The organism is Limnobacter sp. (assembly GCF_964228395.1).
In the GTDB taxonomy this organism is placed as follows: domain Bacteria; phylum Pseudomonadota; class Gammaproteobacteria; order Burkholderiales; family Burkholderiaceae_B; genus Limnobacter.
Genome location: NZ_CAXQZX010000010.1, coordinates 1 through 12,638 on the forward strand (window position 1 = coordinate 1; position 12,638 = coordinate 12,638).

At 55.5% G+C, this 12,638-nt stretch carries 12 protein-coding genes; 4 read left to right on the forward strand and 8 right to left on the reverse strand.

Going from position 1 to position 12,638, the window contains the following annotated elements; translation table 11 throughout:
• Both ACEQU8_RS00880 and ACEQU8_RS00885 read left to right on the forward strand, forming a co-directional pair.
• The coding region (locus ACEQU8_RS00880; RefSeq protein WP_370260806.1) for a GNAT family N-acetyltransferase at positions 1-421 on the forward strand (421 nt) is incomplete at its 5' end.
• The gene (locus ACEQU8_RS00885; RefSeq protein ID WP_370260808.1) at positions 418-1,635 is read left to right on the forward strand and encodes a PLP-dependent transferase; all 1,218 of its coding nucleotides are present in this window, start codon (positions 418-420) and stop codon (positions 1,633-1,635) included. The genes ACEQU8_RS00880 and ACEQU8_RS00885, both read left to right, overlap by 4 nt.
• A 12-nt stretch (positions 1,636-1,647) precedes the next feature.
• On the opposite strand, the gene ACEQU8_RS00890 is transcribed toward ACEQU8_RS00885, so the two are convergent.
• Positions 1,648-3,903: an Orn/Lys/Arg decarboxylase N-terminal domain-containing protein gene (locus ACEQU8_RS00890; protein WP_370260809.1), complete on the reverse strand. Its 2,256-nt coding sequence runs from the start codon at positions 3,901-3,903 to the stop codon at positions 1,648-1,650.
• Between the two features lie 243 nt (positions 3,904-4,146).
• On the opposite strand from ACEQU8_RS00890, the gene ACEQU8_RS00895 reads away from it, so the two are divergent.
• A complete protein-coding gene (locus ACEQU8_RS00895) occupies positions 4,147-5,289 on the forward strand; it encodes a hypothetical protein (RefSeq protein WP_370260810.1) in 1,143 nt (380 codons plus the stop codon).
• On the opposite strand, the gene dcd is transcribed toward ACEQU8_RS00895, so the two are convergent.
• The 4 genes from dcd to apbC are packed head-to-tail and all read right to left on the reverse strand — an operon-like array spanning position 5,286 to position 8,605.
• Entirely contained in the window at positions 5,286-5,852 is a 567-nt protein-coding gene (gene dcd, locus ACEQU8_RS00900; RefSeq protein WP_370260812.1) for a dCTP deaminase, read from the reverse strand. The genes ACEQU8_RS00895 and dcd overlap by 4 nt on opposite strands.
• 38 nt (positions 5,853-5,890) lie before the next feature.
• Positions 5,891-6,415 (reverse strand): hypothetical protein, encoded by a 525-nt coding sequence (locus ACEQU8_RS00905; protein WP_370260813.1) that lies wholly within the window; start codon positions 6,413-6,415, stop codon positions 5,891-5,893.
• Between the two features lie 60 nt (positions 6,416-6,475).
• Positions 6,476-7,480 carry an alpha/beta fold hydrolase gene (locus tag ACEQU8_RS00910; protein ID WP_370260814.1) on the reverse strand — a complete coding sequence of 335 codons (1,005 nt, stop codon included), beginning with the start codon at positions 7,478-7,480 and terminating at the stop codon, positions 6,476-6,478.
• 36 nt (positions 7,481-7,516) lie between these two features.
• Positions 7,517-8,605 carry an iron-sulfur cluster carrier protein ApbC gene (gene apbC / locus ACEQU8_RS00915; RefSeq protein WP_370260816.1) on the reverse strand — a complete coding sequence of 363 codons (1,089 nt, stop codon included), beginning with the start codon at positions 8,603-8,605 and terminating at the stop codon, positions 7,517-7,519.
• A gap of 184 nt (positions 8,606-8,789) precedes the next feature.
• Between apbC and ACEQU8_RS00920 the strand changes: the two genes are divergently transcribed.
• A complete protein-coding gene (locus tag ACEQU8_RS00920) occupies positions 8,790-8,954 on the forward strand; it encodes a rubredoxin (protein WP_370260817.1) in 165 nt (54 codons plus the stop codon).
• 25 nt (positions 8,955-8,979) lie between these two features.
• On the opposite strand, the gene ACEQU8_RS00925 is transcribed toward ACEQU8_RS00920, so the two are convergent.
• The 3 genes from ACEQU8_RS00925 to ACEQU8_RS00935 form a co-directional block, all read right to left on the reverse strand.
• Positions 8,980-9,987, reverse strand: a complete 1,008-nt coding sequence (locus ACEQU8_RS00925; protein ID WP_370260818.1) for a DUF2804 domain-containing protein — start codon at positions 9,985-9,987, stop codon at positions 8,980-8,982.
• A gap of 9 nt (positions 9,988-9,996) precedes the next feature.
• Positions 9,997-11,040 (reverse strand): hypothetical protein, encoded by a 1,044-nt coding sequence (locus tag ACEQU8_RS00930; protein ID WP_370260820.1) that lies wholly within the window; start codon positions 11,038-11,040, stop codon positions 9,997-9,999.
• 91 nt (positions 11,041-11,131) lie between these two features.
• The gene (locus ACEQU8_RS00935; protein WP_370260821.1) at positions 11,132-12,394 is read right to left on the reverse strand and encodes a DUF445 domain-containing protein; all 1,263 of its coding nucleotides are present in this window, start codon (positions 12,392-12,394) and stop codon (positions 11,132-11,134) included.
• Between the last annotated feature and the right edge of the window lie 244 nt (positions 12,395-12,638).

A 12,638-nucleotide genomic window follows, 5' to 3' on the forward strand; every position in this document is an offset into this window, starting at 1 on the left:
GGACGATGCGGGCGGTATCAAACAACTCATCGAGCCCCTGGAGCACGATGGCACGTTGGTGCGTCGCAGCCTGGATCGCATTGAACGGGACATCGAACATTTTATTGTGCTGGAGCACGACGGTATTTTGTGGGGTTGCGCCGCGCTATACCCCTATGCCAAAGAAGGACTGGCCGAGTTGGCCTGCCTGGTGGTGCACCCTTCCTGGCAAGGCACAGGTGATGGAGAGCGCCTACTTAAAAAGGTTGAGCAAGATGCCCGCAAACATGGCATTAAAAAACTGTTCGTATTGACCACACAAACCTCGCACTTCTTTATCAAACGCGGCTTTGTGGTGGGTGATGTTGACAAGCTGCCCATTGAGCGCAAACGCCTGTACGACTGGAACAGAAAATCCCAGGTGTTGATTAAAAACCTATGAGCACATTCAAGCCCGATCACCGTGCACTCAACCTTTCGACCAAGCTGGTGCACGCCAGCCGGATTGAAGGCGATGGTTTTAAAAGCCAGGCTGTGCCGGTGTACCGAGGCTCCAGCACCTTTTTTGACAGCACCGAGGCACAGCGAGCGCATGTGGATGTGCTGGGCCTGGACTACAGCTATGGCCTGCACGGCAACCCAACGCAATACACACTGGCGCAACATTTGGCGCACATTGAAGGCGCTCGGCACGCCCTGCTTTGCCCATCGGGCCTAGCCGCCATTACACTGGTGGCCACCGCCTGCTTGAAGCATGGCGACCATTGGCTAATACCCGGCAATGTGTATGGCCCGGTGCAAACCTTGGCGCGCCAGTTGCACGCCGACTACGGAGTGCAGTTTGGTGAATACAATCCATGCGACCTGGCCAGCGTAAAAGCAGCCCTGCAGCCCAACACCCGGCTGGTGTGGACAGAGGCACCGGGCTCGCTCACATTCGAAGTACCGGATTTGCAAGCCATTGTGGCACTTGCGAAGTTCCATGGCGCCCGCACCGGCATCGACAACACCTGGTCGGCCGGGCTGGCTTTTAAGCCCTTTGAACATGGTTTCGATTTTAGTGTGCAAGCGCTCACCAAATACCAATGTGGTCATGCCGATGTGCTGATGGGCGCCGTGTTGGCCAACGACACCCAGGCTTTTGCCGAGGTGGAGCGACGCAACCGGGTGTTTGGCCTCGGCGTTGGCCCAGACGATTGCAGCCTGGTGTTGCGCGGCTTGCTCACCCTGCCCCTGCGGTTTGAACACCAAGGCCGTCAGGCCCTTGAATTGGCGAAGCGTTTGCAAAGCCACCCAGCCATTGCCCATGTATTGCACCCTGCTTTGCCAAGTTGTCCTGGCCACGCGAATTTCGCCCGCTTGTTTTCAGGCAGCGCCAGCATTTTCTCGGTGGTATTGCAGCCCCAGGTAAAAGACGAGCAAGCTTGCGCTGTGGTGGATGCGCTTAAGCTATTCAGCATTGCTTACTCATGGGGAGGCCCAGAAAGCCTGGCCTTGGTGGTGAATATTCCAGCACAACGGCGCCGCGAACTGAGCCAGCAACTGGCTCAGAAAACCGCACACGCGTGCGGCCCCATTTTGCGGCTGGCCATCGGGCTGGAAGACCTCGAGGACCTGTGGTCAGATTTGCAGGAGGCTTTGGCCCTGTTGTCCTAAGCCTCCGCAGTTTTATTCCTTCACGCAGTCCACGTAAAACGACACATTGCCCTGCTCGTCTTCTTCTTCCACCAAACCGTGGATGTCGGTTTCGAAGCCCGGGAACTGCTTGTTGAAATCCCGTGCAAAACGCAGGTAATCCACAATGGTGGCGTTGAATTTTTCGCCCGGGATCAGCAGGGGAATACCGGGTGGATATGGCGTGAGCAGGGCCGACGTAATGCGACCTTCCAATTGATCCACAGGCACACGCTCGATCTCGCGGTGCGCCACTTTGGCGTAGGCCTCAGCGGGCACCATGGCAGGCTGCATGTCAGACAAATACATCTCGGTGGTGAGCCTGGCCACGTCTTTTTTGCGGTACATGTCGTGAATCTTTTGGCACAGGTCACGCAGGCCCACGCGCTCGTAACGGGGATGTGCCTGGCAAAACTCGGGGATGACGCGCCACAGGGGCTGGTTTTTGTCGTAATCGTCTTTGAACTGCTGCAACGCAGTCACCAAGGTGTTCCAACGGCCCTTGGTAATGCCGATGGTGAACATGATGAAGAAAGAGTAAAGCCCGGTTTTTTCAACGATTACGCCATGTTCTGCCAGGTACTTGGTCACGATTGACGCTGGAATACCTGAATCAGAGAATTGACCGTTCACATCCAGCCCGGGATTCACAATGGTGGCCTTGATGGGGTCGAGCATGTTGAAGCCACTGGCCAATTTGCCAAAGCCGTGCCAGTTGTCGGTGGCGTGGATCATCCAGTCGTCGCGCGGGCTCATGCCCTCGTCGCTTAAAACATCGGGGCCCCACACCTTGAACCACCAATCGTCGCCAAATTCTTCAGAGACCTTGCGCATGGCCCGTCGAAAATCCAGCGCTTCCATGATGCTCTCTTCAACCAAGGCGGTGCCGCCTGGGGGCTCCATCATGGCGGCAGCCACATCGCAGCTGGCAATAATCGCGTACTGTGGGCTGGTGGAGGTGTGCATCAGGTAGGCCTCGTTGAACACGTGGCGGTCCAGTTTGCGGTTCTCGCTTTCTTGCACCAAAATTTGCGAGGCTTGGCTTAAGCCGGCCAACAACTTGTGGGTGGACTGTGTTGCAAACACCAACGCATCTTTGGTGCGCGGGCGGTCACGCCCAATGGCGTGCATGTCTTTGTAGATGCTGTGAAAACTTGCGTGAGGCAACCAGGCCTCGTCAAAGTGCAAGGTATCAATTTCAGAACCCAGGGTTTGCTTGATCATTTCAACGTTGTAAAGCACGCCGTCGTATGTGCTTTGGGTGATGGTCAAAATGCGTGGCTTTTTGTTTTTGGCCTTGCTGGCAAAGGGATGGTTCTCAATTTTTTTGGCAATGCTCTCAGGCTTGAATTCCTCCAGGGGAATGGGCCCGATGATGCCCAGGTGGTTGCGCGTAGGCGTTAAAAACACCGGAATGGCGCCGGTCATGGTGATGGAATGCAAAATGGACTTATGACAATTGCGATCAACCACCACAATGTCGCCGGGGGCCACATTGGCATGCCACACCATTTTGTTGGATGTGGAGGTGCCGTTGGTGACAAAGAAGCAATGATCGGCATTAAAAATACGGGCTGCATTGCGCTCAGAGGCCGCCACTGGGCCTGTGTGGTCGAGCAGTTGGCCCAACTCGTCCACGGCATTGCACACGTCAGCACGCAGCATGTTTTCACCAAAAAACTGGTGGAACATTTGGCCCACGGGGCTTTTCAAAAAGGCAACGCCACCGGAATGGCCCGGGCAGTGCCAGGAATAGGAGCCATCTTGCGCGTAATGCACCAAAGCGCGGAAGAACGGGGGCGCCAGTGAATCCAGATAGCTTTTGGCTTCTCGAATAATGTGACGCGCCACGAATTCAGGCGTGTCTTCAAACATGTGGATGAAGCCATGCAACTCTTTAAGTACGTCATTGGGAATGTGGCGCGAGGTGCGGGTTTCACCGTACAAATAAATGGGAATGTCTGCGTTTTTAAAGCGGATTTCTTCCACAAAGCTCTTCAAGTTGGTGAGGGCTGCTTCCACTTCCTGCTTGCTGCCCAAGCCAAATTCTTCGTCGTCGATGCTCAAAATAAAAGCACTGGCCCGGCTTTGCTGTTGGGCAAATTGCGACAGGTCGTGATAACTGGTCACTCCAAGCACTTCCACGCCCTCTTTCTCGATGGCGTCGGCCAGGGCGCGAATGCCCAGACCCGAGGCGTTCTCGGAACGGAAATCTTCATCAATGATGACGATGGGGAAGCGAAATTTCATGAATCATCCTGTGAAAATGGTCAACATGCGGGTGCTTGGAATACCCACCAAAGCAGCGTGCATTATCCCCCAGGGGGGCGGCTTCTCCAAGCGCCTGGGCTGAAAGACTGTTAAAACTTGTGCCCTGTTGTGCCCTGATAGGAGCATGGGCTATCCCCCATGGGGGTGAAGTCACATGATTGTCATTTACATGCGTTCAAATGGCGCACTTTGTTACTGACCGCCCTCGTTTTGCAAGTTTCAATGCTCCCTGTAACGGCCTGCGCGAACGTCCCCCCTGACGACTGCACGCCCAACCCCATTTGCAAGCTGGACCGCTACGTGAAATCCCATGAACTGGCCTATGAGCGAATGGCCAGGATTCGACGAAACTGCCATTCAGCAATACAGCCAGGGGTATGCCGTGGCCCGATTGGCCAGACGCTGGCCGCAGCCAGCGACAGCGTTCTGTCCTGCCCTGAACAATTTCGAAGTCGCGTTCTTCGATCTCTGGTGTGGGCGGCCAAGTGGCTGGAGGAGTGTGCTGAGTTGGTGTCGGACATGTCTGGCATGATTGAGCGGCTTTTTAGGCACGGCGCCTCAGCGGGCAACAAGCACGACATTGCCCTCGTGATTGCCTCGGGCCTGGCTCGGGTAATTACCGGGCAATTCAGTGCGGCAGGTTTTGCACCACACAAGGCTGCAGGGGCCTTTCTGTATGGCGTGTCGACCGTGCTCAGCGGCCTGGCCTTGGCGATTGCACACAGCCCAATCGCCAAGCGATATCACGGCCAAGAACTTGAGCGGCGCTTGGCCCGCAGCCGCTTTGATGCATGCCTATACAAGCTTGGCTCAAGGCCCCTGCTTCGCGCCAAGCAAAAGACCATTTCCCAAGGCATGAGATGCCTGGATGGGCAGCACAGCGGGCTCGCACTGACTGTTAAAAAGTGGTGCTTGCACCTGTCACCTGGGCACCGGCTGGTGGACCCCGGCAATAGGTTTGAGCGCAAAACCCATTGCAGCTACATTTGGCAGCAACTGCACCAGTATGGCCCGCTGACCCAAGGGTTGATGAATGCTGCTTACCTGGCGTTTCAGGGGGTCAACAAGCTGATGGGCTCGTTCGACAAATACCTGGGCTGCGCCATAGCCAGAATTTGCCTGGCCCCCAAATTGGGACATTTGCTTGGGCACCGGTTTGGCTTGGCGCTTGCTGTAAGCCTGGCCGCAGCATTGTCGGTGCCCATGGCCCCGCTGCAACTTGGCATATCCAGCATTGGTGCCTGCGCCTGTGGCTTGGCTTTGCTGTGCCTGTTGGCGGCAAAGCTTACCGTAGAACTAACGCCCGCCTGGCGTGGTGACATCGCGCCACCGCAACGGGGCGGGCACTGGGCGAAGCTGGATTAGGTTTTTGGCAAAGTAACACCGTGTTGACCCTGGTACTTGCCACCACGGTCTTTGTAGGAGGTCTCGCACACTTCATCGCTCTCGAAGAACAAAACCTGCGCACAGCCTTCGCCAGCGTAAATTTTGGCGGGCAAGGGAGTGGTGTTTGAAAACTCAAGCGTGACATAACCTTCCCACTCGGGCTCAAATGGCGTCACATTCACAATGATGCCGCACCGGGCGTAGGTGCTTTTGCCAAGGCAAATGGTGAGAATGTTCCGTGGGATTCGAAAGTATTCAACCGTACGGGCCAACGCAAAAGAGTTGGGCGGAATAATGCACACGTCGCCTTTGAAATCAACAAAACTTTTTTCGTCGAAGTTTTTGGGGTCAACAATCGTGCTGTTGATGTTGGTGAAAATTTTAAATTCATCGGCACAACGAATGTCGTAACCGTAGCTGGAGGTGCCGTAAGACACGATGCGCTTGTCGCCTGAATACCTGACCTGCTTAGGCTCAAACGGCTCAATCATGCCGTGCTGTTCGGCCATGCGGTTGATCCACTTGTCGGATTTGATGCTCATGGTTGACCGGGGAATATTTGCAATGGGGCAATGGTAACCTAGCCACCGTTTAACTGACCAAGCTCGTCCAAAATTTGTGCCAATTCCTCTTGAATAGAGGAGCTGAGCGCATCAAAAAAAGTGCGCACCAGCTCCGCCAATTGGGCAGCCACCACGCCCTCTAGGGGCAATTGCATCATGAACTCGAGGTTCTCTGACTGCATATTGATGCCCACTTGGTATTGGAAATCAAGCACATGAATCATGCCGTGGGCCTCGGCCAAAAAATGCAACGCAATTTCAGCCGCGTTGGGCATGTTCATGTTGTAAATGGGGAAAGACATGACCGCCCACCGCAAATGAGCCGATTGCCCCGGCGTGAACAGCAGCTCAAGTTGATCTTTTTTGGCCAATACGCATTGGTCGCCATCAAACCAAGCCATGCCGGCCAAACGGAGTGCGTCGTGAAGCAGTTGTAGATCAGTGGGCCTGAACCCCTGCCGGCCTGCCTGCCCCACAGGCACGGCAGGCTTGGCCTGCTGGCCCATGCGCTGGCCCGGCGGCCTGGGAAATGCTGAATTCAATGGGTTCACTCCAATTGTTTATTCAATTGGGTGACCCAAATTAAAAGCAAGTTCCGAATATTATTGGGCAGGCAAAGCGTGGCGCTTCACAACGCCTAGTACAGCATCACGAATCAAGGGGTCGTCGGGCAAATGGCCGGCCCCTTGCACCTCCACAAGGTCGGCCCACGGCATGATCTCGGCCAGCATTTGAGCACCGCCCGGAGGGCAAATACGATCTTCGCTACCCTGCACAAGCGAAGTTGGAATGCGCGCTTGCTGCAATTGGAGCAGCATGGAGTTCCAGTCATTGCCACTGACAAAACACTCGTGCAGCAAAAACCAGGCTTGCAAGCGATATTTTCGAACCAGCATCAGTTCTTGAACGTCGCTCAAAAACACCTTGGACTGGGGATGCGCAGCGGAGCGCCCCGCAAGCAGGGCAAGTTCGAGGTCGCGCCAGCAACGCGCCATGGTGATGGCTTGCTCGGGGGACGCGTTCAGCATGGCATCGCACACTTGCAAAGTGCGCGCACCGGCGGTAAACGCGTTTGCAAAGCGGTCCGGATCCAAGTGCTCAAGTGCTTCAAAAAAGGCATTGACCCTGGGCATGGATGGCACAAACGGCGCACGAAGCACCATGCTGCACACCCGCTCAGGGCGATAGGCGGCCAGCGCCAGAGCCAAGGTGCCTCCCCAAGAGCCTCCCAACAGATGAAATCGCGGAATTTGCAATGCATCGGCAAGCTCGAGTGCATCATCAATGAAGCGCTGAAGGTCCAGCTGGGAAAGATCAAGATCTTCGCTTAAACCACTGTTGCGTTGGTCAAACCCAAACCAGGGCAAGCCTGCCAGACGCAATGGCGCAACATGGGCAGCCGACAAACCACCACCAGGCCCGCCGTGCAACACCAACCAGGGCAATGCGCCGCCGGTGCCCGGGGGTGCAGTGCCAACGCCATGCTCGCACCACACCGCCAAATGGCCCCCGCAATCCAGGCGCATGGAAGGCTGGCTCCAAAAGCCAGCCTGACCTTGAGGCGGTTGGGCTGCCAACTGCTCAAATGACTGAGAATGCGAAGGCATCGACACACCCGTGGCCCATTGCCCTGAGCCTGAGGCTTAGGTGTTTTGCACCACAATGGAGGGGAACTTCAAAGACATGTCTTTGGCCTGTTCGGCAATGCGAATGGCCACTTTGCGGGCGATGTCTTTGTAGGTTTTGGCCAGGTCTCCATCGGGGTCTGCAATCACGGTGGGCTTGCCAGAATCGGCCTGCATGCGAATGCGCATGTCCAAGGGCAAACCACCCAGGTAGTGAAGGTTGTAGTCTTTGGCCATTTTTTGACCGCCGCCTTCGCCAAAAATATGCTCTTGGTGACCACAATTGCTGCACACATGGATGGCCATGTTTTCAACAATGCCCAAAATGGGTACGCCCACCTTCTCGAACATCTTTAAGCCTTTGCGGGCATCCAGCAAAGCAATGTCTTGTGGGGTGGTTACAATCACCGCGCCAGTCACAGGTACCTTTTGCGACAGGGTGAGTTGAATATCACCCGTGCCCGGCGGCATATCAACGATGAGGTAGTCGAGGTCTTTCCAGTTGGTTTGCTTGAGCAATTGCTCAAGCGCGCTGGTCACCATGGGGCCACGCCACACCATGGGCGTGTCTTCATCAATCAAAAAGCCAATGGACATGGCTTGAATGTTGTGCCCTTCCATGGGGTCGATGATTTGCCCGTCGTCCGATTGTGGGCGCCCGGTGATGCCCAGCATCGTGGGCTGCGATGGACCATAAATATCGGCATCCAGCATGCCCACTTTGGCACCTTCAGCCGACAAGGCCAGCGCCAGGTTGACGGCAGTGGTGCTTTTGCCCACCCCGCCCTTGCCCGAGGCCACGGCGATGATGTTCTTGACGTTGGGCATCGGTTTCAAACCGCGCTGCACGGCGTGTGTTTGAATTTTAATGCCAGCGTTTACACTGACGTTTTGCACCCCCTGAACCTGCCGAACTGCGGCAATGGCCGCCTTGCGGATCGAATCGATCTGGCTTTTGCCGGGGTAGCTAAGCTCAAGGTCGAAGCTCACATCGCCATCGTCCACCTGGACGTTTTTGATGAGCTTGGCGCTGACCAAGTCTTTGCTCAAATTGGGGTCAATGACACTGCGCAATGCTTCACGCACGGTGTCCACGGTGACTGACATACACATTCTCCTCAATGCTTTTCGCTTGCAACAGGGCTTGCGATACCTTGTATAGGCGTGAGTCTAGCTTGTTTTTGAGATCGCCTGCCCAAGTGTGCAACATTTTCTGAAGAGACCCTCGACATTTTTCAGCCCGCAATTGGTAGGATTAGGCCGTTTGAAAACAAGGCAGGAAGCCAGTTCCATGAAGACATACGTGTGCATTGTGTGCGGGTTTGTTTACGACGAATCCGCGGGTTTACCCTCAGAGGGCATTGCAGCAGGAACGCCGTGGGCCGACGTGCCGGGCGACTGGTTATGCCCAGATTGCGGCGTGTCAAAAACCGACTTTGAAATGGTGGAAGTTTAAACAAGCGATGTGGTGGCCTACGGGCTCACCATTTGGCGTAATGGTCTTCACACCAACCATGCAAGCCGTCGACCAGTACAGCTCGCCCATCGGGCAACATGACCTGACCTGAAAAAACCCCAAAGCACTGGTTAAAACGGCTGGCCAACACCCACAGGTTGCGATGGTCGTGCACACTGCCCACAGGCGTAAACTTTAGGTCCACCGCAGCACATTGCGAATAAACACGCCACGGTTGACTAACATCATCCCGATCGTAGTCAAACAGCACCAGCGGCAAGGTGTGCATGGCGCCATCAACCCACACCACGTTTTCATGGGCACTGGTTTCATTGACACCGCGGGCCACATTCACAGACACTCGCTCGCCCTGCGCGTTAACCCCGGTGGCGCAGGCCCAATTCCAAAAGGTTTCACGGCGCAAAAAACCTGCCGTCCAATCGTGGTAGCAACCATCTCGACCGGCTTGTACGGCGTGCACTTCATCACCCAAACGAATTTGACCCTCCACAGGGCAGCCGGAGGTTTTTTGTGCATAGGCGAACCCGGTGTTGGCAATTGGCGTGTTAAGCGCCAACACATGCGCAGGCTCACAACGCAGCGTGACATCGGCTGAAAAATGCTCGCCAAATTGAAACACCAGATTGCGGCTCTCTGCTTCCCGGGTGGAGCGCACCCAATGGTTTGTCTTGAAGGGGTGAACCCAGCCGGTTTGCCCCAAGGGGCGGGTGTCGATGTGCAGCCCCCAATCCCCGGGTAGATCAAATTGCTGATGATGCAAACCGCCCAATGGCGTGTACAAATAGGCGAAAGTGGAATTGACCAAGCCCAAACGCACCATGCCACATCCAAAGGTAAAACCTGGGCTGGCCACGGAGTAAAAATCAAAATGCTTGAACAGCAATGATTTTTGCCAGGCAGGTCGCCGCTTGCCCATGGCATTGCGAGCGTCGAAGTTTCTCCAGTTGATGTTGGCCGGCAGCTGGGGCAACCTGCCCCACACCGGCCTTCCTTGCAGATCGATGAGATTCATGCCCTGCATTTAGACTGGCAACCCACCACCCAGGGCATCGGTAATCAAAGAAGGGTCAGCCATGGAGGTGATTGCGCTCAAGGGTGTGCCATCCAAGGCAGCCAGTACTGGGTCCAAAGCGGCGTCCAAAGGTGTGCCAGTTGGACCATCTGAACTGCCACCACCAGCGGGAGACATGGCCGCCAAGGTGCCCAATCCATCGGCCAAGGGTTCGCTAACCACCGCCAATGGCGTACCTGCGGCACCGTCAAATATTGGATCAAACGCTGCATCCAGCGGAGTCCCAGTGGTGCCGCCAGCATCGCCACCGGAGTCGCCACCGCCGGTTCCACCATCTCCACCGCCCTCGTCACCGCCAGGCACAGGGAGCATGCCCGCCACTGTGCCCAAACCATCGGCCAAGGGCTCGCTCACCGCAGCCAAGGGCGTGCCCGCCGCGCCATCAAACACCGGGTCAAGGGCTGCATCCAGCGGGGTGCCAGTGGTACCACCGGTGCCACCATCACCACCGTCGCCGCCATTGCCACCGTTGCCGCCATTGTTACCACCGCTGCCGCTGCTGGGTGTGTTGCGCGGGCCGCTGCCCTCGTCGCTGCCGGAGGCCAGCGCTGCCACGCCGATGGCGCCAGCACCCACTGCCAAACCTGAGCTACCCAGCGAACCAGCCGCCAACAAACCACCGTCAAACAAACCAAACATGCCTCCGCCACCAGCTTGTTCCACACCCTGCAATTCGACCAGGTCTGCAAAATCGGGATCAAGGTTGGCAATGGTGACGCCATCGTTGGACAAGGCCTCGAACACAAAGGCGGTCTGACCATTTTTCATGGTGGTGTCGGCGATCACGCTGCCGGTGGGGGCCACCAACAGGTTGCCAATGGGCTCACCGTAGCTGTTCGACAACATAATGGAGGCGCGACCTGAGTCGCTGGCTGTGATCACATCGCCAGCGTTGATCGAATCACCAGCGGCCAGGGCCACAGTCTGGCCATCGCGCATGACGCTGACGGTGCCTTCAATCTCGTTGACTGTGCCAATTACCTGAGTGGACATATTGCCTCCAAATTGTGTTGTTTGTGTGTCGGAATTTGTAGGTAATACTCTGACCTTTCTCAGGTGGATTCAAAGCCTGAAAAATTCTGCATCAAACCAGCACAAGTGCTACTACAGCAAGCAGCGCCCCCCAAACACCGCCGATCAAAGGCATCATCCACTCGTAGCGTGAGAACACGGGGCGCAGTGATTTTTCAAACTCCAGGGCGGGCAAATGGCTTAGGCGCTCAAGGATCACCTCTTCAATTCGCAACGCGTCGTTGAGGTAAACCCTCGCGGCCATGAGGTGCTGCTCCAATTTGCCAGCAAAAATTTGCGCGGCATCGCGTTTGATGGCCACCCACTGCTCGGCACCCAGCACCGCCACCAACAGAGGCTTGATGCCGCTGGATTCGAGGTCCATCACTTTTTGAACATGGTAGTCGATCAACGCATGCAGGTTTTTGGCATTGGGGCCACGGCACAACGCCAGCACAATGTTTTCAGTGGTCAAAATTTCACGCGCTGCGGTTTGGGCGAACAACTCCGAGATGTGTTGCTGATCGCGGAAGAAAAAGCCTGTGAACTTGCCCAAACGGATGGTGCCATGGTCGGGGTGGAAAAACAGGCTTTCCAGGGCAAGCTTGTTGGCAAGACCACCCAGCAATAAGCCCAAGGTAAGCACCCAATACCACGGCAAATTGAACAAACTGATTGCACCCAACAGCACACCGACCAGTAAGCCTGCCACCATGGCAAATCGAACCAGATAGGCCATGGGGTCTTTGCCAGCGCTCTTGATCAAATCCACGACCAGAAAGGGTTTGCTGGTGATCACGTCCAGCACCAGTGTTTTAAGGCTGAGGTAGTATGCAGGCTTTTTTTGCAGGTCCAGAATAATTTGCTTGGACACCTCGGGCACGATGGCTCGAATGCGAAAAATAATTGAATTCTGCATAAAGCTGGGCAGGCTTTCCCACAGGGTGGGCTTGTGCTTGCGCATGACCTCCCGGCAAGCGAGGTCGGCAGTTTCTTGCATGGGCGGGGTAATGCGGTCGGACAAACCCTGCGCAGGGATGCGCTTGATCATCTCGTCCAGCGGAAGAAGTTTGTGCGTCATCAAACGCACGGCAATTTCAGCCATGATGCCCTTTTGGTGGGGCACCAAGCCTTGCCAGCCAATGCCCTCCAAACCCAACTGGTGCAGCCCCAGCTTTCTAAACACGGGCAACCGTATGCCCTTGAACTCTTGCGGGTTGAACATCAGCCACAAAGCAGCGGCCTGGAAAAACCATGCCAAAACCAGGCCAGCCAACGCCCCCAGGGGGAACACCGCCCACCACGGAAGCCCCAGATGTATTGTTGAAAAATCCAAAATGTTGATCCTGAAGTAATTATTAAAATAATTGATCTAATTTGATAACGTTGTTGCGTCCCGATAGATCGTTATACTTCCGTGCAATGTAGAACGGTTTTTTACGCAGTGTCGCCCCCGTATATTTTGCGACGCTCTTTATACTAACCAACAAATTACAAAATTATTAGGGGACGCCTTCCATGGATTGGGCAACCATACAAGCCGACATACAGCAAAACTACGTGGTGTATTTGTCGATCCC

What these genes read in the sequence shown, in the direction of transcription:
- ACEQU8_RS00925 (WP_370260818.1), bottom strand. Translation starts at nt 9,987, where the DNA reads ATGAATCTCATCGATCTGCAAGGAAGGCCGGTGTGGGGCAGGTTGCCC.
- ACEQU8_RS00920 (WP_370260817.1), top strand. Translation starts at nt 8,790, where the DNA reads ATGAAGACATACGTGTGCATTGTGTGCGGGTTTGTTTACGACGAATCC.
- dcd (WP_370260812.1), bottom strand. Translation starts at nt 5,852, where the DNA reads ATGAGCATCAAATCCGACAAGTGGATCAACCGCATGGCCGAACAGCAC.
- ACEQU8_RS00910 (WP_370260814.1), bottom strand. Translation starts at nt 7,480, where the DNA reads ATGCCTTCGCATTCTCAGTCATTTGAGCAGTTGGCAGCCCAACCGCCT.
- ACEQU8_RS00890 (WP_370260809.1), bottom strand. Translation starts at nt 3,903, where the DNA reads ATGAAATTTCGCTTCCCCATCGTCATCATTGATGAAGATTTCCGTTCC.
- ACEQU8_RS00885 (WP_370260808.1), top strand. Translation starts at nt 418, where the DNA reads ATGAGCACATTCAAGCCCGATCACCGTGCACTCAACCTTTCGACCAAG.
- ACEQU8_RS00930 (WP_370260820.1), bottom strand. Translation starts at nt 11,040, where the DNA reads ATGTCCACTCAGGTAATTGGCACAGTCAACGAGATTGAAGGCACCGTC.
- ACEQU8_RS00895 (WP_370260810.1), top strand. Translation starts at nt 4,147, where the DNA reads ATGCTCCCTGTAACGGCCTGCGCGAACGTCCCCCCTGACGACTGCACG.
- apbC (WP_370260816.1), bottom strand. Translation starts at nt 8,605, where the DNA reads ATGTCAGTCACCGTGGACACCGTGCGTGAAGCATTGCGCAGTGTCATT.